The organism is Kitasatospora sp. NPDC042419 (assembly GCF_056437345.1).
In genome coordinates, this window is the sequence record NZ_JBWKAW010000011.1 from 252,807 (window position 1) to 275,459 (window position 22,653).

Sequence of the window (22,653 nt, forward strand, 5' to 3'; positions counted from 1 at the left end):
CATCTGCTGTGAACGATGTCAACGGCGATTGATGAAACGTCTCCGTTCACGTGTGAACGTCCTGGCGATCGGTGCTGGCTATGCTGTGTGGTCACACCAGCTCGCCGGGCCTCGCGTCGCAGCCCCCGGCGCCGCAGCCACAGCCGCAGTCGCAGCCGCAGCCGCACCTGTCGTCCTCGCCGAAGGAGCCCCCATGCCGGACCGTCCCGAGGTGACCGCCGTCGAGATCGCCCGGCTGGCCGGAGTGGGGCGCGCCGCCGTCAGCAACTGGCGCCGCCGCCACCCCGACTTCCCGCGCCCGGTGGGCGGCACCGACAGCAGCCCGGCCTTCGCGCTGGCCGAGGTCGAGGCCTGGCTCCGCGCCCAGGGGAAGATCGCCGAACTGCCGCTGCTCGAACGCGTCTGGCGGCTGGTGGAGACCCTCCGCGACCCGGCGGGCCACCCCGCCGCCCCGCTGGTCCAGGCCGGCGCCGTCCTCCTGCTGCACCACCGCGAACCCGACCGCTGGGCCGCCCTCGCCGGACAGCCCGAGACCCGGCTCGCCCTCGCCCTGCCCCGCGCGGTGGCCGACACCGCCGGCACCGCCCTCGGCCCCGACGGCTCCGCGAGCCTCCGACTGCCCGGGCTGCTCGGCTCCACCCAGCTGGACCTCGCCCGCCTCCTCGCCGAACTCGCCGGTGCCGCCGGCCCGTCCGGCGCCTTCGAGCAGTTGCTCACCCGGTACGCCGAGGCCAACACCCGGCAGCTCAGCCCCACCCCGCCGGAGGCCGCCGGCCTGCTCGCCGCCGTCTCCGGGGTCCCCGCCACCGTGCTCGACCCGGCCACCGGCCTCGGCGCCCTGCTGCTGGCCCTCCCACCGACCACCGGCCGGTACGGCCAGGACGCCGACCCGGTCACCACCGCGCTCGCCCGGCTCCGGCTCGCCCTGCACGCGCCGGCCGCCGACCCCGGACCGCTCCCGCTGGACCTTCGCGCCGGCGACGCCCTGCGCTCCGACGCCCACCCCGGCCGCACCTTCGACGCGGTGCTCTGCCAGCCCCCCTACAACGAGCGGGACTGGGGGCACGACGAGCTGCAGTTCGACCAGCGGTGGCCCGGCGGCCTCTTCCCGCCGCGCGGGGAGTCCGAACTCGCCTGGGTGCTGCACTGCCTCGCCCACACCCGCCCCGGCGGCCTCGCCGCCCTCCTCCTCCCGCCGACCGTCGCCACCCGGCGGGCCGGCCGCCGGGTCCGGGCCGAACTGCTGCGCACCGGCGCCCTGCGCGCCGTCGTCGCACTCCCGGCCGGCGCCGCGCCCCCGTACGGCGTGCCGCTGCACCTCTGGGTACTGCGCGCGCCCCTCCCCGGGGACGACTTCCGCCAGGTGCTGCTGCTGGACGCGGCGTCCGCCTCGCCCTCCTCGGCCGAGGTCGCGGAAGGCGGCCGCGACAAGGTCCGCTGGCCCGAGCTGCACCGGACCGTCCTGGACACCTGGCGCGCCTTCGACCTCGCCGCCCGCGAGGGCCTGCAGCTGCCCCCGGACCGCCCCGGCGAGTACCGGACCATGGCGGCCATCGACCTGCTCGACGACGAGACCGACCTCTCGCCCACCCGCCACGTCCCGCCCGCCGCCCCGCTCGGCGGCGCGGCCGAACTGTCCCACCTCAGCGGCCAGCTGACCGAACTGCTCGACGGCCTGGGCGCTCCCGGCGCACTGCTCCCCGAACCGACCGGCGCGGGCTTCGGCACCGGCACCGGCACCGGCACCGGCACCGGCACCGGTACGGCGGGTGCGGGTGTCGGCGCGGGTACGGGGGCCGGAGCGGTCGTCACACTGGGGGAGCTGGTCCGGGCCGGAGTCCTGGAGGTGCACTCCTCCGGGGCCGGCGCACCCAGCCTGCCGGCCGGCACCGACCCGGCCGGCGCCGACCGGACCGGCACGCCCGTGCTGACCGACCAGGACCTCGCCACCGGCACCCGGCCCGGCGCCGTCCTCGACCGGTCGGCCGCGACCGCCCACGGCGAGCCGCTGACCAGGACCGGCGACGTCGTCGTCCCGGCCCTCGGCGGCGGCGTCGCCCGGGTCGTCGGCCCGGCCGGACCGCCGCCCGGCGCCGCCCTGGGCCGTCAGCTCCACCTGCTCCGGCCCGACCCGGCCGCCCTCGACCCGCACTTCCTGGCCGGTCACCTGCGGTCCACCGCGGCCACCCGGCGGGCCGCCAGCCACGCCTCCACCACGACCCGTCTCGACATCCGCCGCGTCGAGCTGCCCCGCCTCCCGATCGCCGAACAGCGCCGCCTCGGCGAGGCCTTCGCCCGCCTCGCCGCGTTCGACTCCACCCTCCAGCAGGCCGCCTCGCTCGGCCGCGCCCTCACCCAGGCCCTCACCGACGCCCTCGCCACCGGTACCGCGGAGCCGCCGCGCACCCCCTGACGGCACACCCCCTGACGAGCCGTCCGGCGGCCCCGCCCGCGGCGCACCGGGGCAGGCGGGACGGCCGGCGCCCCGGCGACCGCGGCGGTGGAAAGGGATCCCGGCGCGTCGGGTGGTAGCGGTACGGTGTGCGGGGTCGCTCCGTGACCCGGACGGCTGTCGAACTCACCCGCTCAGGAGCGCGCATGTCAGGGCAGTACCCCGGGCAGTTCGGCCCGCCGCCCGGCGGCGGCTTCCCGGGCGGTGCGCCCGCCGGCGGCACACCGGGCGCCGCGCCGTACCCCGCACCGCCGACCTGGGCCGGCCCGGCGCCGGCGCAGGCCCGGCCCCCGGGTCCGTACGGCGTGCTCGGCCGGGTGCTGGTGGTCCTCGCCCCGCTGCTCTCGATCGGCCTGCTCGGCATGGTGCCGTCCCTGCTGCTGGCGGTCCGCCGGCGCCGGGCGTACGACATCGTCGGCGCGGTCGTCTTCGCCGGACTCTTCCTCGCCTACATCGTCAGCATCGGTGTCGCCGGCGACGCTCCCAAGGGCAGCGCCCCCACCGCCGACACCGTCGGCATGGTGACGATGGTGCTGATGTGGTTCGTCCCGCCGGTGCACTTCCTGGTGATGGACCGCGGCGCCGTCTGGGCGGCGGGCCGCCCGCAGGCGCCGGCCCCGGCCGGCCACTACGCCCCGGCCGCCGCCACCGCTCCCCACCCGGCTCACCCGGCCCAGCCGGCGTACGGCTACCCGGCGCCCGTCGGCCAGCCGTACGGCACCCCGTCCCAGCCGTTCCCCGCCGCCGCCCAGCCGTACGGGACGCCCGTCGAGCCCTACGGCACCCCGGCCCAGCCGTACGTCACCCCGGGCCAGCCCTACGGCACCCCCGCCCAGCCCTACGCCGCCGCGACCTACCCGCCGCCCGCCTCGCCCGGGCCGGGCCCGTCCGGGCCCGCGACCTCCGACGAGCTGCGGGAGCTGGGCGAACTGCTGCGCCGTCAGGCCCGCGAGGGCCGACCGTGACCGTCGCCCGGGTGATCGGCGGCCGCTACCACCTCACCGAGAAGATCGGCCACGGCGGCATGGGCCAGGTCTGGGCGGGCCACGACGACCGGCTCTCCCGCCCGGTCGCCGTCAAACTGCTCCGCACCGACCGCCTCCTCGCCACCGCGGCGGACCCCGCCGGGACCGCCGCCGACCACCGCCGCCCCGGTGACGACCTGCGCCGCCGCTTCCTCCGCGAGTGCCGGACCACCGCCGCCCTCGACCACCCCGGCCTGGTCACCGTCTTCGACGCCGGGGAGGACGGCGGCGAGCTGTACCTCGTCATGCAGCGCGTCACCGGCGTCAGCCTGGCCGACCTGATCGCCGAGGACGCGCCGTTCCCGGTCGAGCGCGCGGTCGCCGTGGCCGCCCAGCTCTGCACGGCGCTGGCCGCCGTCCACGCGGTGCCGGTCGTCCACCGCGACCTGAAGCCCAGCAACGTGATGGTCCGTGAGGACGGCCGGACGGTCCTGCTGGACCTCGGCATCGCCACCGCGCTCGACCCCGAGGCCACCCGCCTCACCCTGACCGGCGCCCCGATCGGCAGCCCGTCCTACATGGCGCCCGAACAGGCGCTGGCCGCCACCGTCGACCCGCGCAGCGACCTGTACGCGCTCGGCTGCCTGCTGCACGAGATGCTCGCCGGCGAGGGACCGTTCCGCGCGCCCACCGCGCTGGGCCTGCTGCGGCGGCACGTCGACGACCCGCCGGTGCCGTTGCGCGAGCTGCGCCCCGAGGTGCCGGCGCTGCTGGAGCGGCTGGTCCTCGACCTGCTCGCCAAGCGGCCCGAGGACCGCCCGGCCGACGCGCAGGAGGTGTACGGGCGGCTGCTCCCCCTGCTGCCCGCCGCCCTGCCGGTGCCGCAGCCCCGGTACGGACCGCTGCCCGACCCGGTGCGGCCCTACCGGCACCCGCTCCAGCCGCAGCCCCGCCCGGTGGAGCCCGCGTCGTCGGCGGGTCCGGCGCAGCCGGTGCCGGCCGGGCCGCAGGCGCCGCCCGGGCCGCCGCGCGCCGAGCCGCCGCCGTTCCTGATGGCCGGCGTGCCGACGCCGCAGGCCCCGGTCCCGGCCCCGGCCCCGGCCCCGGTCCCGGTGTCTGCGCAGGTTCCGGTGCAGGCCCCGGCCCCGAGTCCCGTCCCGTACCAGGGCGCCCCGGCGGAGGGCGACCTGGCGGCGGCCTGCGCCCGGCTCTCCGACCTGGTCGACGCCGGTCGGCGGGCCGAGGTGCTCGACCTCGCCGCCCGGCTGCTGCCCCGCGTCCGGGCCGAGCTCGGTGACGGCGCGGGGCTGGCCCGCACCGTCCGGGCGATCTACGCCCGCACCCTCCTGCAGGAGCGGCGCCACCACGAGGCGCTGCCGGAGTACCGGCTGCTCGCCGCCACCGCGGAGGGCGGGCCGCACGGCCGGGCGGCCCTGGAACACCGGTACCGGGCCGCCGAATGCCTGGAGCAGCTCGGCCAGGGTGCCGAGGCGCTCGCCGAGTACCGGGCCCTGCTCGCCGGTTGGCCGGACGCCGACCAGGAGCGGGTGCTGGATCTTCGCGAGCGGATCGGCGGGCTGCTCGCGGCGCTCGGTGAGACGGAGGCGGCGTGGTCGTGGCTGCTCCAGCTGCTCTTCGACCGTGAGCGCCGGGAGGGCCCGCACCACCCGGCCGTCCGGCGGCTCCGCCAGACGCTCGACTCCCTGCGGCCCGCCCGCGCCACCGGCACCCCCGACCCCCGCGCCACGCCCTGGCCGCCGTCCCACCGCACCTGACCGCACCTCACCGCGCCTCACCGCGCCTGCTTCCACTGGCGGCAGCGCCCACACCCGCCGTGCCGAGGAGGAGCGGGAAGTCGGCGGGACCGACTTCCTGTGCGGGGGCGGCCTCCCTCGGATTCCGGCTTTCCCCGGGTGTGCCCGCTGCTCCCCCCGGCTCCCGGCCTCTGGCCCTCGCGGGGCCCTTCGGGCTCCGTGCACGTCTCTGCGCCCGCGGCCGGCGGAGCGGGAAGTCGGCGGGGCTCAGCTCCGGTCTGCACGGTATGACTTTCGACAGATCCGCGGCCCGCAGGTGTTCCGTAGGGTCGTGCGGATGTGGACGAGTGCGCGGTGGGTGGACCGGGGGCTGCTGGCGGTGGCCGCGGCGGCGATCGGGCTGAGCCCGGTGACCATCTGGTGGGTGGTGCCGGCGATCGGGGCGGCGTTCCTGGCCGGCCTGCGGATGGACCGGGTGCGTCCGGCGGTGGTGGTGCTGACCGTCCTGGTCACCGGCGGGGTGCTGGCGGCGGTGGCGGTACCGGCGTGGATGGTGGAGGGGACGTCGTTCGTGTCCCTGCTGGTCTGCGCCGGGATGGCCCCCTGGATGGTGGGCCGGTTCTGGCGGCAGTCGCAGGAACTGGTGCGGGCCGGCTGGGAACGGGCGGAGCGGCTGGAGCGCGAGCAGCAGCTGGTGGCCGAGCAGGCCCGGATGCGCGAGCGGGCCCGGATCGCCCAGGACATGCACGACGCCCTCGGCCACGACCTGAGCCTGATCGCGCTGCGGGCCGGCGCGTTGAAGCTGGCGCCCGACCTGGCCGGCCCGCACCGCGAGGCGGCCCAGGACATCAGGGCGGGTGCGGCGGCCGCCGTCGAGCGCCTGGGCGAGGTGATCGGGATCCTGCGGGACGAGACGGACGAGCACACCGTCAGGGGCCCCGCCGACGCGGGCGTCCCCCAGCTGGTCGCCGAGGCGGCGGCCGCCGGTCTGGACGTCTGGTTCACTGCCACGGGTGAACCGGACGGCCTGCCGCGCGCGGCCGAGCACGCCGCGTACCGGGTGGTCCAGGAGGCGCTGACCAACGCGGCCAAGCACGCACCGGGGGCGCCGGTCACGGTGCGGGTGACGTACTCGCCGGACGGTGCCCGCGTCCTGGTGGCCAACGGCCCGGCGGCGCCCGGCGCGGCGCCGACGGGCCCGGCGACCGCACCGGGCAGCGGCGGCCGGGGCCTGATCGGCCTGGCCGAGCGGGTCCGGCTGGCGGGCGGCACCTTCGAGCACGGGCCGCGCGCCTCCGGCGGGGGGTTCGAGGTGTCCGCGTACCTGCCTCGGTCCGGTGCAGCGGCGGCTCCCGCACCCGGTCCGGCCGTCGTGTCGCCGGCCCGGGAACTGAGGCACGCGCGTCGCCGGGTGGGCCGGATGATGGCGGCGGTCGTCCTGGCACCGCTGGCCACCGCGCTGGTGCTGACCGCCGCCCTGCGGGGGTGGACGATCTACTCCACCGGCCGCGCCGTGCTGGATCCGGCGGACTACGCCTCACTGCGGGTCGGCCAGGACCGGGCGACGGTCCAGCGGTTTCTGCCGGAGCGTCAGTTTCCGTACCATCCGTCCGTGGGCGATCCGCCGCCCCGGGGAGAAGGAGTGACGTGCGAGTACTACGCGATCACGGCCGAGCCGTTCAACAACGACCGCTCCGGGGACGCGTACCGGCTCTGTTTCCAGGGGGACGTGCTGATCTCCCTGGACGCCCTCGTCTCGTGAGCGCCGGATGAGCGCCGACGACCGGCCGGGGGCGCCGGGGCCGGCCACCACCGGTGTGCCGATCCGGGTGGTGATCGCGGACGACGAGCCGATGGTGCGCGCCGGTGTCCGGGCCGTGCTGACGACCGACCCGGGGATCGAGATCGTCGCCGAGACCGGGGACGGCCGGGACGCGGTCGAGCTGGTGCGGCGGCACCGCCCGGACGTCGTCGTGCTGGACATCCGGATGCCCGGCACGGACGGCATCGCCGCTGCCGCCGAGATCCGCCGGACGGCTGCCACCACCCGGACCGGGGCCGCCACCGGGATCGTCATGCTGACGACCTTCGGCGAGGACGACTACATCCTGCGGGCCCTGGGCGGCGGCGCCAACGGGTTCCTGATCAAGTCGGGCGAGCCGGAGGAGCTGATCGCCGGCGTACGGGCGGTGGCGGACGGCGCAGCGTACCTCTCACCCCGGGTGGCCGCCCGGGTGGTGGCCCACCTCGCCGCCGCCGGGGCCGGCGGGCCGGCCGACCGGCGCACCGCCGCCCGCGAACAGGTGGCCGGGCTCACCACCCGGGAACGGGACGTGCTGGCGCTGGTCGCGGCCGGGTTGTCCAACGGCCAGATCGCCCGCCGGATCGGTGTGGTGGAGGGCACGGTGAAGGCCCATGTGAGCTCCGTCCTGGCGAGGCTGGGGGTGGCCAACCGGGCGGCCGCCGCCGTACTCGCCCACGAGGCCGGCCTGACCGCGCGCCCCGGCGGCTGACGCCGGGGCCGGGGCCTGCAGCAGCGGCCCGAGCAGCCGGACGCCGCCCAGTGAGCGGACCGCCGCCGTCGCCGACGGCAGCAGGGCGACGACCACCGCCGCCGTGACCGTCCCGCCCAGGGCGGCACCGGCGACCACGTCGTGCGGGTAGTGCACGCCGGCCGCGACCCGCAGCGCCGCCGTCGCGAGGCCGACCGGAACGACCAGCCACGCCCAGCGCGGGCGCAGCAGCACCAGAGCGGTGGCCAGCGCCACGGCCAGGGTCGCGTGGTTGCTGGGGAAGGACCAGTCACCGGGCGGCGGGCACTCGGCGAGGGCGGTGGCCGGCAGGCCGGACAGCGCCCGGCAGGGCCGTTCTTCGTCGATCACGACCTTGAGCACCTCGCTCGCCCCGTACGCGAGCACCGTGCCGAGGCCGGCGAGCGCCACGCCCGCGACCGTCCGGGCGTCCCGCCGCCGCCGTGCCGTCCACCAGCAGAGCGCCAGCAGCAGGCCCAGCACCAGCAGCCCCGCTTCGGTCGCGGGCTCCAGCAGCCCGGCCAGCCGGTGCGGTGCGTCGGCGACGGCCTCCGCCACCCGCCGGTAGCCGGTGGCGGACGCGCCGGCGACCACCCGGACCGGCTCGTCCCCGCCACCGCGCGCGGGCGCCAGCCAGCCGACCAGGCCGACCCCCGCCGAGGGCAGCGCGACCGCGAGGGCCACCCGCCCGCCCGTCGTCCGCCTGCTCCCGACCGTGCCGTCCCCGTCATCCCTGTCACCCCTGTCGCCCCTGGTGTGTCCGTTGTCCCTGGTGTGCCTGGTACCCCTGACCGTTTTCGCCATGACCGGGACGGTAGGAGCAGCAGGTGGGCCCCGACCCGACCCGAAAGGCAGGCGGCGACCTTGACGATCGTCGGGGTTGACGCCCGCACTGCTCCGTGCGGGCGACCCGTTCGGGCCGTGGTCCGCGCAGGGCCTCCCGGCTCGGCCTAGGCTCGGGGCAACGCCGCGCCATCCGTGCCCTTCCCCGTCGTACCGCTGCGCCCTGCCAGCCCGGAAGCCCCCCGGAATCCACCGGAATCCACCGGAGACCCGCCATGCACCGTCGTCGGACCGCCGTCGCCGTCGGCGTCCTGCTGGCCGCCACGGGGCTGACCGCGTGCGGGAGCCCCGGGCTGACGGCGGGCACGGCGGCGGTGCTGGACGGCCGGCGGATCCCGGTCGGGGCGGTGGAGGCCCGTGTGGCCGAACTCCGGCACGGGTCCGGTGGCGCCTCGGCCGACGCGCGGCAGGAGCCGGACGGGCTGGTCCGGCGGGCCGTCACCGACCTGGTGCTCGACGCGGTCGTGGCCCGGGCGGTGGCCGAACGAGGTCCGGCGGTCGGCTCCGCCGAGGTGGCGGCGGCCCGTGCGGCGGAGGAGGAGCGGTACGGCGGCGCGAAGCCGCTGGCCGGGGCGCTGGCCGCGCTGGGCGTGCCCGGCGGGGCGATCGACGACTACGTCCGCCGCCGGCTGGGCATCCGCCGGCTCGCCGCCGCGGCCGGCCAGGACGCCGGTACTCCGGCGGGCGACCGGGTGGTCCGCCGGGCGCTGGCCGCTGCCGCCGTCTCCCTCCACCTGAGGGTCAACCCCCGCTACGGCACCTGGGACCCGGAGCACGTCACCCTCGCCCCCACCACCCACCCCTGGCTCACACACTGACCACCACGCCCGAGGCCGTCGATGCGGGGCGTGGGAAGTCGGCGGGACCGGTTTCCCGTGCGGGGGAGCGGGCGGGGTGGTGCGTGGGTGGGGTGGGGCTGCTCGGCACGCGGTGCGGGGTGTGGGTGGTCGGCGGGACCGGTTTTCCCGTGCGGGGGGAGCGGTGGTGTGTGGGCGGGAGCGGGTGGGGCCGCTCGGCACGTGGTGCGGGGCGTGGGAAGTCGGCGGGACCGACCTCCTGTGCGGGGAGGCCGGGCCCAGGGGGAGGAAACCCGGGAGCGGGGAGGCAGCGGCGCCGGGTAGGTTCGAGGGGTGACGACGAATCCTCCGGGCGCGAAGCTGATCCTCCTCACCACCACCCACCGGGTGGCCCCCGGCCTGCTGTCCTGGCCCGCCTGGGAGGCACTGCGGTCGGCGGGTCGGGTGCTCGCGGGGGACGCGGGGCACCCGCAGCTCGCGGCCGTGCGGCAGGCCGGCGTCGAGGTGGAGATCGTGGCGCCGGGCTCCGCGCCGGCGCTGGCCAGGCTGCTGACCGGGCAGTCGGCCGAGTCGGGGCCGACGGTCTGGCTGGGCGGCCCGGACGGCGACCCCGGGCTGACCGACGCACTGGCGCGCCTCGCGGTGGAGCACGCGGGTGAGGTGCCGGAGATCGAGGTGCTGCCCGGCTCGTACGACCTGCCGGGCGCTCGTCTGCTGGACCTGGTCTCCGTGATGGACCGCCTCCGCTCGCCGGGCGGCTGCCCGTGGGACGCCGAACAGACCCACGCCAGCCTGGTGAAGTACCTGGTCGAGGAGGCCTACGAGCTGGTCGAGGCGATCGAGGAGGGCGACCGCGACACGCTGCGCGAGGAGCTGGGCGACGTCCTGCTCCAGGTCTTCTTCCACTCCCGGATCGCCGAGGAGCACCCCACGGACCCCTTCTCGGTGGACGACGTCGCGGGCGACATCGTCGAGAAGCTGATGTACCGGCACCCGCACGTGTTCGGGGACACCGAGGCGGCGGGTTCGGCCGAGGTGGAGGCGAACTGGGAGACGCTGAAGGCCGCCGAGAAGTCGGACCGCGAGTCGGTGCTGGACGGTGTGCCGGCCGGGCTGCCGTCGCTGGCGTACGCGGCGAAGCTGGTGTCGCGGGTGCGCCGGTCCGGGTTCGCGGGGGTGCCGGACGAGCCGTACGAGCTGCCCGTCGAGCTCACGCCGGAGTCGGCGGGCGGGCTGCTGCTCGCGGTGGCCCAGCGCGCGCACGACGCGGGGGTGGACGTGGACGCCGCGCTGCGGGCGGCGGCGCGCGGCTACCGGGACGCCGTCCGCGCGGCCGAGGGCCTCAAGCCCGAGCAGCCCGAGTAGCCCGCCCGCCGAGTACTGCCCGCCGAGCAGCCTGCCCGCCGAGGAGCCCGCCCGGCCCGTGCAGTCGCTGCAACCGGTGCAGCCCGCGCACCGACCGACCGACCGGACGCGGACGCGGGACGGCGCCGACCCGCGTCCGGCGCCGTCCGACCCGGGCGCCGTCAGTCGGCACCAGGGGCGGTCAGACCCGAGCGACGTCCTCCACCGGCCGTCGCTGCGCCGGGATGACGACCTCGCCGATCGCCTCGCCGACCAGCGCGACCAGTTCGGCGAGCCGCTCCAGGTCGAGGTGGTCGGGCAGGTCGGCGAGCGAGACGATCCGCTCGCCGTCCGGGCCGGCCACGCAGAACAGGTCGATCGGGCCGAGGTGCTTCTCGGCGGTGTCGACGAGGGCGGCGACGTCGCTGGGGCGGCGGATGTCGCCGCAGACGCCGACGACCGGGCAGCCCGGTCGGTCGAGCTCGGTGGCGAGGTCCTCGGCGATGCCGACCTGCTGGTCGGCGATGAGGACCCCGGCGGCTCCGGCGGCGGTGAACCTGCGGGCGAGGTCGGCCCCCGACCCGCCGTTGAGTACTGCGATCACGACGACCGAACCGGTGACCCGCATGGTGTTGCTCCTCCCTGTGGGCGGCTCCGCACCGGCGCCCACGGACATCTTGCGGAGGATCGTAGGCACGTCCTGACCCTCCGCAACAGGGATTACCCCTCAGGTGACCAGACTCACGCCTGCCGTGCCCGGCGTACGCCCGGGATACCGTCGTCCCATGCCAGTTCAGCCCGCCTCCGCCCGCCCTCCGCTCTTCACCTGGGAGTTCGCCGCAGACCCGTACCCGGCGTACGCGTGGCTGCGGGAGCACGAGCCGGTGCACCGCACCACCCTGCCGAGCGGGGTGGAGGCGTGGCTGGTGACGCGGTACGCGGACGCCCGGCAGGCGCTGGCGGACGGCCGGCTCTCCAAGAACCCGGTGCACCACAGCGAGCAGGCGCACCGCACCGGCCGGGTCGGCATCCCGGGCGAGCGCCAGGCCGACCTGATGACGCACCTGCTGAACATCGACCCGCCGGACCACACCCGGCTGCGCCGCCTGGTGTCGAAGGCGTTCACGCCGCGCCGGGTGGCGGCGTTCGAGCCGCGCGTGCAGCAGCTGACCGACCGGCTGATCGACGGTTTCGCGGCGCGCGGGAGCGCCGACCTGATCCACGAGTTCGCGTTCCCGCTCCCCATCTATGCGATCTGCGACCTGCTCGGGGTGCCCGCCGAGGACCAGGACGACTTCCGGGACTGGGCCGGGATGATGATCCGGCACGGCGGCGGCCAGCGCGGCGGCGTGGGGCGTGCGGTGAAGAGGATGCGCGCCTACCTCGCGGAGCTGATCCACCGCAAGCGGGCGGACCTCGGCGACGACCTGATCTCGGGGCTGATCCGGGCCAGTGACCACGGCGAGCACCTCACCGAGAACGAGGCCGCGGCGATGGCCTTCATCCTGCTCTTCGCCGGATTCGAGACGACGGTCAACCTGATCGGCAACGGCACCTACGCCCTGCTGCGCAACCCCGGTCAGCGCGCCCTGCTCCAGGAGTCGATCGCGCGGGGCGAGAGCGGTCTGCTGGAGACCGGGATCGAGGAGCTCCTCCGCTACGACGGGCCGGTGGAGCTGGCGACCTGGCGGTTCGCGACCAGCCCGCTGACCATCGGCGGGGTGGAGATCCCGGTCGGTGACCCGGTGCTGGTGGTGCTCGCGGCGGCGGACCGGGATCCGGCGCGGTTCGCCGACGAGAACACCCTCGACCTGGCCCGTGCGGACAATCCGCACCTGGGCTTCGGGCACGGCATCCACTACTGCATCGGCGCCCCGCTCGCGCGGCTGGAGGGGAGGGCCGCGCTGACCACCCTGCTCACCCGGCTGCCCGATCTGCGGCTCGCCGCGGGCCCGGAGGACCTGCGGTGGCGAGGTGGTCTGATCATGCGTGGACTTCGTGAACTTCCGGTGGAATTCACTCCGGAGAAAGCGCCCACGGAGGCCCCTTCCGGACCTTCCGCCGACGCCCCTTCCGGTGGCTGAGGCGGACCGCGACACGCTGACGGAGGGCCTCCGACCCGCCTCGGCCGGGGGTCTGAACCGCCATCAACCCGGACATAGCGCTTCCGTTGGTGGGCAATCGATCACCCGGCGTGATTTCCGTGTGATATCGAAGATATGAGCTTGTGATTGCTCGGCAGATCTGTCTACTCTCCCTGGAGTTCGCAGCTGCGAGCCCCGAGCACGGAACGCCGAGTCCTGCCCGCCGTGCTACGGGAAACCGACCAGAACCCTGGGCAGGGGCGGGGGAACCAGGTTTGTTGCCGTCCCCACGGCTTGGGGTGAAGCCGCCTCGTGCGGCCGGGCCACCTCCCGGTCCGAACCCGACAGCTCACCTCGCAGGCGTGCGGAGAGGGACCCCTTCATGCTGTTCGTTGGAAACGGCCGTCACCGTCGTCGCACCCAGACCGAGAAGGCCATCGCCGTTGCCGGTGTCGCCGGCGTCGGCCTGGCGATGCCTATCCTGAGCGCCACCGGCGCCTCCGCCGCCCCGGTCTCCACCTGGGACGCGGTCGCCCAGTGCGAGGCCGGCGGCAACTGGAGCATCAACACGGGCAACGGCTTCTACGGCGGCCTGCAGTTCACCTCCAGCACCTGGAAGGCGTTCGGCGGCACCGCGTACGCGCCGCAGGCCAACCAGGCCTCCAAGGCGCAGCAGATCTCGGTGGCGGAGAAGGTCCTCGCCTCGCAGGGCCCGGGCGCCTGGCCCGTCTGCTCCAAGAAGGCGGGCCTGAGCAAGGGCGGTGCCCCGGCGGCGGTCGACACCTCGACGGACGCCAAGCCGGCGGCCCAGCAGCCGACGGCGCCGAAGCACGCCTCGCCGCAGCCCGAGACGCCGAAGCCGGCCCAGCAGCCGCAGCAGGCCCCGAAGCACGCCGCGCCGAAGCCGCAGGCCCAGCCGCAGCAGCAGGCGCCGAAGCAGCAGGCGCAGCAGTACGTGCAGCAGCGCGCCGCCGAGCAGGCCCAGCCGCAGGTGCAGCAGCAGGCCCAGGCCCCGTCGTTCTCCGGCAAGTCCGGCTGGGACGCCGACGCGAAGGTGTTCTGGTACCAGAACAACGGTGGCTGGTACTGGACCAGCCACCAGAGCGTCTACCAGCAGTACGCCGGCCAGGCCGCGGGTCAGGACGCCCGCCCGGCCGCCGCCCAGAGCGCCCCGGCCGCCCCGCAGCGCGCCGCCCACGGCTACACCGTCCAGGCCGGCGACACGCTCGCCGGTATCGCCGCCGGCCAGGGTGTCTCCGGTGGCTGGCAGGCGCTGTACGACGGCAACCGCGGCACCGTCGGCGCCGACCCGGACCTGATCGTCCCCGGCCAGGTGCTGACCCTCGGCTGACGCCGGTTCGGCCGGCGGACCGGCGGAGGGGGCGGGGCCGGCCGGGCTCGTCCCCCTTCGTCCGGATCCGGGCCCCTCCCGTGGGGCAACCAGGTGAACTACCGGTGGGTAGCCGTGCCACACGCTGAGACGGGACCGAGGCCGACGTGGCCCCGAGAGCCCGTGCGGTTAGGCTCTGGTCGTAACGACTCCGCAATCGTCCGGCCGACAGCACCCACCGTCAGCCGAACCTGCTTCCGCTAGGAGATGCCTCGTGCCGTCCATCGATGTCGTCGTAGCCCGTGAGATCCTCGACTCGCGTGGCAACCCCACGGTCGAGGTCGAGGTCGGCCTCGACGACGGCAGCACCGGCCGTGCCGCTGTCCCGTCGGGTGCCTCCACCGGTGCCTTCGAGGCGCTGGAGCTCCGCGACGGCGACAAGAACCGCTACTTCGGCAAGGGCGTGGAGAAGGCCGTCCTGGCCGTCATCGAGCAGATCGGCCCGGAGCTGGTGGGCTACGACGCCACCGAGCAGCGCCTGATCGACCAGGCCATGCTGGACCTGGACGCCACCCCGGACAAGTCCTCGCTCGGCGCCAACGCCATCCTGGGCGTCTCGCTGGCCGTCGCGCACGCCGCCTCCGAGGCCAGCGACCTGCCGCTGTTCCGCTACCTGGGCGGCCCGAACGCGCACGTCCTGCCGGTCCCGATGATGAACATCCTCAACGGCGGCTCGCACGCGGACTCCAACGTCGACATCCAGGAGTTCATGATCGCCCCGATCGGCGCGGAGTCCTTCTCCGAGGCCGTCCGCTGGGGCGTCGAGGTGTACCACACCCTCAAGGGTGTGCTGAAGGAGCGCGGCCTCTCCACCGGCCTGGGCGACGAGGGCGGCTTCGCCCCGAACCTGGACTCCAACCGCGAGGCCCTGGACCTCATCGTCGAGGCCATCCAGAAGGCCGGCTACGTGCCGGGCAAGGACGTCGCCCTGGCGCTGGACGTCGCCTCCTCCGAGTTCTACGAGGACGGCGCCTACCAGTTCGAGGGCAAGGCGCTCACCTCCGCCGAGCTCATCGAGTACTACGCCGGCCTGGTCGCCGCCTACCCGCTGGTCTCCATCGAGGACCCGCTGGACGAGTCCGACTGGGACGGCTGGAAGGCCATGACCGACAAGCTGGGCGACAAGGTCCAGATCGTCGGCGACGACCTGTTCGTCACCAACCCGTCCCGCCTGGCCCGCGGCATCGAGACCGGCACCGCCAACGCGCTGCTGGTGAAGGTGAACCAGATCGGCTCGCTGACCGAGACCCTGGACGCCGTCGAGCTGGCCCAGCGCAACGGCTACCGCTGCATGATGTCGCACCGCTCCGGCGAGACCGAGGACGTCACCATCGCCGACCTGGCCGTCGCGACCAACTGCGGCCAGATCAAGACCGGTGCCCCGGCCCGCTCCGAGCGCGTCGCCAAGTACAACCAGCTGCTGCGCATCGAGGAGATCCTCGACGACGCCGCCGAGTACGCCGGCCGCGGCGCCTTCCCGCGGTTCAAGTACGAGGGCTGACACACACAGCTCCCGCCGGTGCCCCGCCTGTTCACCCCGTAGGGTGGACGGCGGGGCACCGTCGCGACCAGGAGGGGACACCGGAGATGGCAGGCTGGAGGATCCCGGGCTTGGCGGCCCGGCCTCGGTTCACGAGCCGGGCGACCGTCCTCGTCCTGGTGCTCTGCTCGCTGGTGGCGATCCTGGCGTACCCGACGCGGCAGTTCATCTCCCAGCGCTCCGAGATCTCCGCACAGCGGGCCAAGGCCGAGCACGCCCGGCAGCAGGTCGAGCAGCTCCGCCGGGAGAAGGCCCGCTGGCAGGACCCGGAGTACGTCAAGGCGCAGGCCCGCGCCCGGCTGCACTACGCGATGCCGGGGGAGACCCCGTACATCGCGGTGGACCCGGCCGCCCAGGACGCGACCAGGTCGTCGCTCGGCGCGCCGCCGCCCGCGCAGGGCCCGGCCGCCGGGCAGGTCAAGGCCGCCAGGCCCTGGTACGCCAGCGTCTGGGACTCGGTGGACGCCGCCGCGGCCCCCGTCGCAGCAGCCCCCGCCCAGGGCCCGGCCACCGCCCGGGCCGCCGGCTCCGCCCCTCCCTCACCACCCGCCCCCGCCCCCGCTGGAGACAGCTCCTCCCATGACCACTGAGAACCACCCCACCGTCTCCGACGAGGACGTCGCGGCCATCGCCGCGCAGCTCGGCCGGGTCCCGCGCGGTCTGCGCGGCGTGGCCCACCGCTGCCCCTGCGGCAACCCGGACGTCGTCGAGACGGCTCCCCGGCTGCCGGACGGCACGCCGTTCCCGACCCTGTACTACCTGACCTGCCCCAAGGCCGCCTCGCTGATCGGCACCCTGGAGGCGGACGGCGTGATGAAGGACCAGACGGCCCGGCTGGCCGAGGACCCGGAGCTGGCCGCCGCGTACCAGAAGGCGCACGAGGACTACATCGCCCGCCGCGACGCCATCGAGGTGCTGGAGGGCTTCCCGAGCGCCGGCGGCATGCCGGACCGGGTCAAGTGCCTGCACGTGCTGGTCGGCCACTCGCTGGCGGCCGGCGAGGGCGTCAACCCGCTCGGCGACGAGGCGATCGGCATGCTGGAGGACTGGTGGGCCAAGGGCCCCTGCGTCTCCGCCGCCGAGGTCGCCGAGGCCGGTGCGCGGGTGAGCCGCAACCGGGCCAAGGAGCAGGACCACGAGGCCGTGATCGCGGCCAAGGAGCAGAAGGCCGCCGAGCGCGCCGCCAAGCGGGCCGCCCAGGAGGCCGGGGAGGCCGGGGAATGACCGTCACCAGGGTCGCCGCGATCGACTGCGGCACCAACTCGATCCGGCTGCTGGTCGCCGACCTCGACCCGGAGACCGGGGAGATCACCGACCTCGACCGGCGGATGGTCATCAACCGGCTCGGCCAGGGCGTGGACCGGACCGGCCGGCTGCACCCGGACGCGCTGGCCCGGACCTTCGCGGCCTGCCGGGAGTACGCGGAGGTCGTCTCCGGCTTCGGGGTCGGCCCCGAGCGGATCCGCTTCGTGGCCACCAGCGCCTCCCGGGACGCCGAGAACAGCGCCGAGTACATCGAGGGCGTGCGCGGCATCCTGGGCGTCGAGCCCGAGGTGGTCAGCGGCGAGGAGGAGGCGCACCTCTCCTTCGTCGGGGCCACCAAGGAGTTCACCGGCGGTCAGTTCCCCGCGCCGTACCTGGTCTTCGACCTGGGCGGCGGATCGACCGAGTTCGTGCTCGGTGACGAGGACGTCCGGGCCGCGCGTTCGGTGGACATCGGCTGCGTCCGGCTGACCGAGCGCCACTTCGGCGGTGCCGAGCTGCCCTCGGACGAGCAGATCGCCCAGGCGCGGGCCCACGTCCGGGCGGAGCTCGACCGGGCCGAGGAGGCCGTGCCGCTGACCGGCGCGGCCACCCTGGTGGGCCTGGCCGGGACGGTCACCACCATCTCGGCGATCGCCCAGGACCTGCCCCGGTACGACTCCGAGGCGATCCACCACTCGCGGATGAGCCGCGCGGAGGTGGCCGCGATCGCGGACCGGCTGCTGCACGCCACCCACGCGGAGCGGGCGGCGATCCCGTCGATGCACCCGGGCCGGGTGGACGTGATCGCGGCGGGCGCGCTGGAGCTGCTGGAGATCATGGAGCGGACCGGCGCCGCCGAGGTGGTCGTCAGCGAGCACGACATCCTGGACGGCATCGCCTGGAGCATCGCCTCCTGACCGCGCGCCGCCCGCGGCCTGCCGCTTCCCCGGCCCCGGAGCCCCCTCGCGGGCTCCGGGGCCGGGGCGCGCCCGGGGCCGTGCGGAAAAGTTCGTGAATTTCTTCACATGGGGATCCGCCCTTTCGCCGCGTCGAGCGGTCCGGTCCGTCCGATATGTGGGACCGAAGGCCTGCCGGGCGTGGTGACCGCTGGATCGCAGGTTCCGCCCGGCCGGAGGTTTGAAAATCGAAATCCCGCAGGGGAACCCGGGCCCCACGCGGATCGTTGCTGCTCAGCGGGGCCGTTCGAACGGCCGTGCTCACCGGGGGGTCCGGCGGACCGTGAGGAGCCGACCCGGGGGTCGTTTTGGGGGCGCGAAGTGTAGCACGGGGTGTCCAGGAGCTTGTGAGCGGGCTCACGAAGGCTGCTCCGAACGGTGCTGGATACTTTCGGATATGAGCACCACGGAGCGTCCTCGCATCCTCATTGTCGGCGGTGGTTACGTCGGCCTGTATGCCGCGATGCGCATCCTCAAGAAGATGCGTTACGGCGAAGCGACCGTCACGGTCGTCGACCCGCGGTCGTACATGACGTACCTGCCTTTCCTCCCCGAGGCGGCCGGCGGCAACGTCGCGCCCCGAAACCTCGTCGCGCCGCTGCGCAGCGCCCTCAAGAAGGCGGAGGTGCTCACCGGTGCTGTCACCGGTGTGGACCACGCCCGCAAGGTCGCCACCATCCAGCCCGCGGCCGGCGACTCGTACGAGCTGCCCTTCGAGTACCTGGTCGTCGCGACCGGCTCGGTCTCCCGCACCTTCCCGATCCCGGGTCTCGCGGAGCACGGCATCGGCATGAAGACCGTTGAGGAGGCCATCAGCCTCCGCAACCACGTCATGGCGCAGCTGGACAAGGCCGAGTCCACCACGGACGAGGCGATCCGCCGCAAGGCGCTGACCTTCGTCGTCGTCGGCGGCGGCTTCGCCGGCGTCGAGACGATCGCCGAGATCGAGGACATGGCGCGCGACGCCGCCAAGATCTACAAGACGGTCAGCCGCGACGACATGCGCTTCATCCTGGTGGAGGCGGCCAACCGCATCCTCCCGGAGATGGGCCCGGACCTCGGTCTGTGGACCAAGGAGAAGCTCGAAGAGCGCCAGATCGAGATCTACATCGAGACCTCGATGGACTCCTGCGTCGACCAGCACGTCGTGCTGAAGAACGGTGTCGAGGCGGACGCCTCCACCATCGTGTGGACCGCCGGCGTGAAGCCGAACCCGGTGCTGTCGGAGTTCGGTCTGCCGCTGGGCCCCCGTGGTCACGTCGACACCGCGCCGACCCTGCAGGTCCAGGGCTTCGACTACGTCTGGGCCGCCGGCGACAACGCCCAGGTGCCGGACCTCGCCGCCGGCGAGGGCGCCTGGTGCCCGCCGAACGCGCAGCACGCCGTGCGTCAGGCCGCCGTCCTCGGTGACAACGTCATCTCCGGCATGCGTGGCTTCCCGCAGCAGGAGTACAAGCACAAGAACCTGGGTGCGGTCGCCGGTCTCGGCCTGCACAAGGGCGTGGCGATCCTCTTCGGCAAGTACAAGCTGAAGGGCCGTCCGGCCTGGTGGTTCCACCGCCTGTACCACGGCGCCATGGTCCCCACCATGAACCGCAAGGTGCGCGTCTTCACCGACTGGACCCTGGCCGTCTTCCTGAAGCGCGAGGCCGTCGGCCTGTCGCAGATGGAGAAGCCGTACGAGGCGTTCCAGGAGGCGGCGGCCCCCGCGCCGAAGCCGGTCGAGGCCGCCAAGCCGGCTGCCGCCCCGGCCGCCGACAAGGAGCTCGCCAGCAGCAAGTAAGCGACTACGGACCCCGGTGTGGGAGCACCGGGGTATGAGTCGGAGGCCCTCCGCCCGGCAGCGTTGCCGGACCACGACCTCCGTGGTGCTCAGCCGGCTGTGCGAGTCGGGCGGAGTACGAGAAGTACGAGAAGGCCCCCGCCGAACCCTCCGGCGGGGGCCTTTCCGTGTCGGGACCGTGCCCGCTCCCGGGTCAGTCGGTCTTGATGCTGTCCAGGATGTCCAGCTTGGACGCCCGGCGGGCGGGCCAGAAGGCGGCGACCAGGCCGACCAGGCCGGCCAGCACCAGGAAGAGCAGCAGCTGGCCGAACGGGACGACCGTGGTCAGGCCCTGCAGGCTGGACTTCAGGGTGCCGTTGATCGCCCAGGCCATGAAGGTGCCGAGCAGGACGCCGACGCCGGCGCCGAAGACCGAGATCACCACGGACTCCAGCCGGACCATCCGCTTGATGCCGCCGCGGTCCAGGCCGATCGCCCGCAGCATGCCGATCTCGCGCTTCCGCTCGAAGACCGACATCGCCAGGGTGTTGATCACCCCGAGGATCGCGACGACCACGGACATCGCCAGCAGGCCGTACATCATGTTCAGCGCGAAGGTGATGGTCTGGCTGAAGTCGTCGCGGACGTCCTGCTTGGACTTGACCTCGATCACCGGGTTGGCGCCGGTGGCGCTCTTGAGCGCCTGCTTGAGCGCGTCGCTCTCCCCGTCGGCGCCCTTGACCAGGACGTTGTTGAGGTACGGCTGCGGCTCGTGCTTGACGATCTCGCTGTTGGCCAGCATGACCGGGCCGAGCAGGCCGCCCTTGGTGTAGACGCCGCCGACGGTCAGGGCGCCGGTGGTCTCGTCGGGGAAGGTGACGTTCAGCGTCGACCCGGCGGTGACGCCGAACTTCTTCGCCACGTCCTCGTCGACCAGCAGCTGGCCCTTGGCCACGGCGGCGACGGAGCCGCTCTTCAGCTCGACCGACACCAGCTTGTCGAAGCTGTCCGCGTTCAGACCGGTGATGGCCTTGGTGGTGCCGTTGAGCTCCCAGTAGACGGTGGTCAGCGGCGAGGACGCGGTCACCCCGGGGGCCTTGGCGATCTCGCCCGGGACCTTGTCGGACAGGCTCATGCCGTTGGCGGCCGAGACCAGGAAGTCGGCCTTCATCGAGCTGGTGACGGCCTTGTCGAGCGTGTCGGAGACCGAGGCGCCGATCACCGTCAGGCCGGTGACCAGGGTCAGGCCGATGGTCAGCGCGGCGGCGGTGGCGGCGGTGCGGCGCGGGTTGCGCACGGCGTTCTGCCGGGCCAGCTTGCCGGGCATGCCGAACAGCTTCCCGATGGCCGGGCCGACCAGCGCGATCACCGGGCGCGAGAGCAGCGGCAGCAGGATGAAGATGCCGAGGACGGCGAGCAGGGCGCCGGCCGCGACCGGCATCCGGCCGTCGGAGTTGCCCTTGGCCGCGCCGAAGGCGACCAGTGCGATGCCGGCGGCGGCCAGCAGCGAGCCGATCACGTTCCGGACCATCAGCGACTTCTGGGTGGCGGGCTGGTCGCCGCTGCTCATCGCGGCCACCGGGGCGATCCGGGAGGCGCGCATGGCGGGCATGAGCGCGGAGAGCACCGTCACCAGGACGCCGACGACCACGGTGACCGCCACGGTCAGCGGCTTGACGACCAGCGGACCGGTCGGCATGCCGTCGCCCAGCGAGGCGACCAGGGACTGCAGGCCGGCGCCGATGCCGACACCGGCGACCAGGCCGGCCACCGCGGACACGGTGCCGATCGCCAGGGCCTCGATCAGGACGGACCGGGTGACCTGCTTGCGGCTGGCGCCGATCGCACGGAGCAGGGCCAGTTCCTTGGTGCGCTGGGCGACCAGCATGGTGAAGGTGTTGGCGATGATGAAGATGCCGACGAAGAGCGAGATCGCGGCGAACGCGAGCAGCATGGTGCGCATGCTCTCGGTGCCGCTGGTGATCATCCGCTCCTCCTCGGCCTTGAGCTGCTCGCCGGTGCGGACCTCGATCTGCTGTCCGGGCTTGAGCTGCTGGTCGACCTGGGAGAGCAGGGCGTCCTGCGCGGTGCCGGGCTTGGCGGTGAGCACGATGCTGCTGTACCGGCCGGGCTCCAGCAGGAGCTGCTGGGCGGTGGCGCGGTCGAACAGGGTGAGCGTGCCGCCGGTGTTCACCACCGGGTCGTCGGTGGTGAAGACGCCGGTGAGCTTCGCCTCGACGACCGGGCCGTTGGAGCCGACCCGGACGGTGTCGCCGACCTTGTAGCCGGCCTTGTCGGCGGTCTTCCGGTCGAGGGCGACCTCCTTGGCCGTCTTCGGGCCCTGGCCCTCGACCATCGGGTAGCGGGCGTCCTTGCCGTCCGGGCCGGGCGCGAAGTTGGCGCCCTTCGCCGACCAGGCCTGGCCGATCAGGGTGCCGTCCTTGTCGGCGACGCCGGTGAAGCCGCTGACCACGCCGCGGGCGGAGGCGGTGCCGGGCAGCGCGGTGAGCTGCTGGACCGTCGTGTCGGTCAGGGTGGCCGGGCTCTTCTCGCTCTTCTCCCGGGCGCTGGCGGTGGCACCGGCGGAGTTGTCGACGACCTGGACCGACACGTCCGAGTAGCTCTTGGAGTTGCTGTCCCGCATGGCCTTGCCGAAGGTGTCGGAGAAGACCATGGTGCCGGCGACGAAGGCCGTGCCGAGCATGACGGCGAGCGCCGTCATCAGGAGTCGGCCCTTGTGGGCCAGCACGTTGCGCAGTGCGGTGCGATACATGGGGTGTCCCGGGTGTCCTGGGTCTGGGAGGGGGGCGGTCGGCTGGCGGGTCGTCAGCTGGTGCGGCCCTTGGCGTCGAAGCGGCGCATGCGGTCCAGGACGGTGTCGGCGGTGGGCTGGTGGAGTTCGTCGACGATGCGGCCGTCGGCGAGGAAGACGACGCGGTCGGCGTAGGCGGCGGCGACGGGGTCGTGGGTGACCATGACGACGGTCTGGC

General features: G+C 74.5%; 15 protein-coding genes, 3 pseudogenes and 1 riboswitch. Of the genes and pseudogenes, 14 read left to right on the forward strand and 4 right to left on the reverse strand.

What is annotated here, in order from left to right; all coding sequences use genetic code 11:
- Nucleotides 1–193: 193 nt before the first annotated feature.
- The 5 genes from AC067J_RS22380 (at nt 194) to AC067J_RS22400 (ending at nt 7,684) form a co-directional block, all read left to right on the forward strand.
- Nucleotides 194–2,413: an N-6 DNA methylase gene (locus tag AC067J_RS22380; RefSeq protein ID WP_478301773.1), complete on the forward strand. Its 2,220-nt coding sequence runs from the start codon at nt 194–196 to the stop codon at nt 2,411–2,413.
- A gap of 185 nt (nt 2,414–2,598) precedes the next feature.
- Nucleotides 2,599–3,417, forward strand: coding sequence for a hypothetical protein (locus AC067J_RS22385; RefSeq protein ID WP_478301775.1), 819 nt, complete (start codon nt 2,599–2,601; stop codon nt 3,415–3,417).
- Entirely contained in the window at nt 3,414–5,192 is a 1,779-nt protein-coding gene (locus AC067J_RS22390) for a protein kinase domain-containing protein (RefSeq protein WP_478301777.1), read from the forward strand. Before AC067J_RS22385 ends, AC067J_RS22390 begins: the two co-directional genes overlap by 4 nt.
- Nucleotides 5,193–5,508: 316 nt before the next feature.
- Nucleotides 5,509–6,933, forward strand: coding sequence for a sensor histidine kinase (locus AC067J_RS22395; protein WP_478301779.1), 1,425 nt, complete (start codon nt 5,509–5,511; stop codon nt 6,931–6,933).
- 7 nt (nt 6,934–6,940) lie between these two features.
- Nucleotides 6,941–7,684 carry a response regulator gene (locus AC067J_RS22400; RefSeq protein WP_478301781.1) on the forward strand — a complete coding sequence of 248 codons (744 nt, stop codon included), beginning with the start codon at nt 6,941–6,943 and terminating at the stop codon, nt 7,682–7,684.
- A gap of 147 nt (nt 7,685–7,831) precedes the next feature.
- Here the strand turns inward: AC067J_RS22400 and AC067J_RS22405 are convergent.
- Nucleotides 7,832–8,506 (reverse strand): annotated as a pseudogene (locus AC067J_RS22405) (phosphatase PAP2 family protein); the annotation flags it as partial.
- A 254-nt stretch (nt 8,507–8,760) separates the two neighbouring features.
- Here AC067J_RS22405 and AC067J_RS22410 point away from each other — a divergent pair.
- Nucleotides 8,761–9,363, forward strand: a complete 603-nt coding sequence (locus AC067J_RS22410; protein ID WP_478301783.1) for a SurA N-terminal domain-containing protein — start codon at nt 8,761–8,763, stop codon at nt 9,361–9,363.
- A gap of 312 nt (nt 9,364–9,675) precedes the next feature.
- Nucleotides 9,676–10,707, forward strand: coding sequence for a nucleoside triphosphate pyrophosphohydrolase (locus tag AC067J_RS22415; RefSeq protein ID WP_478301784.1), 1,032 nt, complete (start codon nt 9,676–9,678; stop codon nt 10,705–10,707).
- Nucleotides 10,708–10,888: 181 nt separating this feature from the next.
- Here the strand turns inward: AC067J_RS22415 and AC067J_RS22420 are convergent, their stop codons facing one another.
- Nucleotides 10,889–11,383: an SDR family NAD(P)-dependent oxidoreductase gene (locus AC067J_RS22420; protein ID WP_478301786.1), complete on the reverse strand. Its 495-nt coding sequence runs from the start codon at nt 11,381–11,383 to the stop codon at nt 10,889–10,891.
- An 88-nt stretch (nt 11,384–11,471) separates the two neighbouring features.
- Here AC067J_RS22420 and AC067J_RS22425 point away from each other — a divergent pair, with 88 nt between their 5' ends.
- The 7 genes and pseudogenes from AC067J_RS22425 to AC067J_RS22455 all read left to right on the forward strand — a co-directional run bounded on the left by AC067J_RS22425 (nt 11,472) and on the right by AC067J_RS22455 (nt 19,684).
- Nucleotides 11,472–12,770: a cytochrome P450 family protein gene (locus AC067J_RS22425; protein ID WP_478301788.1), complete on the forward strand. Its 1,299-nt coding sequence runs from the start codon at nt 11,472–11,474 to the stop codon at nt 12,768–12,770.
- Between the two features lie 229 nt (nt 12,771–12,999).
- Nucleotides 13,000–13,147, forward strand: a riboswitch (cyclic di-AMP (ydaO/yuaA leader).
- Between the two features lie 5 nt (nt 13,148–13,152).
- On the forward strand, nt 13,153–14,121 hold the full coding sequence (locus tag AC067J_RS22430) for a LysM peptidoglycan-binding domain-containing protein (RefSeq protein ID WP_478301790.1): 969 nt from the start codon (nt 13,153–13,155) through the stop codon (nt 14,119–14,121).
- Between the two features lie 253 nt (nt 14,122–14,374).
- Complete coding sequence (eno, locus tag AC067J_RS22435) at nt 14,375–15,661, forward strand: phosphopyruvate hydratase (protein ID WP_478301791.1); 1,287 nt, start codon at nt 14,375–14,377, stop codon at nt 15,659–15,661.
- A gap of 110 nt (nt 15,662–15,771) precedes the next feature.
- Nucleotides 15,772–16,290, forward strand: a complete 519-nt coding sequence (locus AC067J_RS22440; RefSeq protein ID WP_478301793.1) for an FtsB family cell division protein — start codon at nt 15,772–15,774, stop codon at nt 16,288–16,290.
- Nucleotides 16,262–16,789, forward strand: a pseudogene (locus AC067J_RS22445) (DUF501 domain-containing protein); the annotation flags it as partial. The gene AC067J_RS22440 and the pseudogene AC067J_RS22445, both read left to right, overlap by 29 nt.
- A 131-nt stretch (nt 16,790–16,920) precedes the next feature.
- Complete coding sequence (locus tag AC067J_RS22450; protein ID WP_478301795.1) at nt 16,921–17,862, forward strand: Ppx/GppA phosphatase family protein; 942 nt, start codon at nt 16,921–16,923, stop codon at nt 17,860–17,862.
- Between the two features lie 436 nt (nt 17,863–18,298).
- A complete protein-coding gene (locus AC067J_RS22455) occupies nt 18,299–19,684 on the forward strand; it encodes an NAD(P)/FAD-dependent oxidoreductase (protein WP_478301797.1) in 1,386 nt (461 codons plus the stop codon).
- Between the two features lie 193 nt (nt 19,685–19,877).
- Here AC067J_RS22455 and AC067J_RS22460 read toward each other — a convergent pair whose 3' ends face one another.
- Nucleotides 19,878–22,436 carry an ABC transporter permease gene (locus AC067J_RS22460; RefSeq protein ID WP_478301799.1) on the reverse strand — a complete coding sequence of 853 codons (2,559 nt, stop codon included), beginning with the start codon at nt 22,434–22,436 and terminating at the stop codon, nt 19,878–19,880.
- A gap of 53 nt (nt 22,437–22,489) precedes the next feature.
- Nucleotides 22,490–22,653: pseudogene (locus tag AC067J_RS22465) on the reverse strand (ABC transporter ATP-binding protein); the annotation flags it as partial.

What these genes read in the sequence shown, in the direction of transcription:
- AC067J_RS22410 (WP_478301783.1), top strand. Translation starts at nt 8,761, where the DNA reads ATGCACCGTCGTCGGACCGCCGTCGCCGTCGGCGTCCTGCTGGCCGCC.
- AC067J_RS22425 (WP_478301788.1), top strand. Translation starts at nt 11,472, where the DNA reads ATGCCAGTTCAGCCCGCCTCCGCCCGCCCTCCGCTCTTCACCTGGGAG.
- AC067J_RS22450 (WP_478301795.1), top strand. Translation starts at nt 16,921, where the DNA reads ATGACCGTCACCAGGGTCGCCGCGATCGACTGCGGCACCAACTCGATC.
- AC067J_RS22460 (WP_478301799.1), bottom strand. Translation starts at nt 22,436, where the DNA reads ATGTATCGCACCGCACTGCGCAACGTGCTGGCCCACAAGGGCCGACTC.
- AC067J_RS22395 (WP_478301779.1), top strand. Translation starts at nt 5,509, where the DNA reads ATGTGGACGAGTGCGCGGTGGGTGGACCGGGGGCTGCTGGCGGTGGCC.
- AC067J_RS22455 (WP_478301797.1), top strand. Translation starts at nt 18,299, where the DNA reads ATGAGCACCACGGAGCGTCCTCGCATCCTCATTGTCGGCGGTGGTTAC.
- AC067J_RS22385 (WP_478301775.1), top strand. Translation starts at nt 2,599, where the DNA reads ATGTCAGGGCAGTACCCCGGGCAGTTCGGCCCGCCGCCCGGCGGCGGC.
- AC067J_RS22380 (WP_478301773.1), top strand. Translation starts at nt 194, where the DNA reads ATGCCGGACCGTCCCGAGGTGACCGCCGTCGAGATCGCCCGGCTGGCC.
- AC067J_RS22430 (WP_478301790.1), top strand. Translation starts at nt 13,153, where the DNA reads ATGCTGTTCGTTGGAAACGGCCGTCACCGTCGTCGCACCCAGACCGAG.
- AC067J_RS22400 (WP_478301781.1), top strand. Translation starts at nt 6,941, where the DNA reads ATGAGCGCCGACGACCGGCCGGGGGCGCCGGGGCCGGCCACCACCGGT.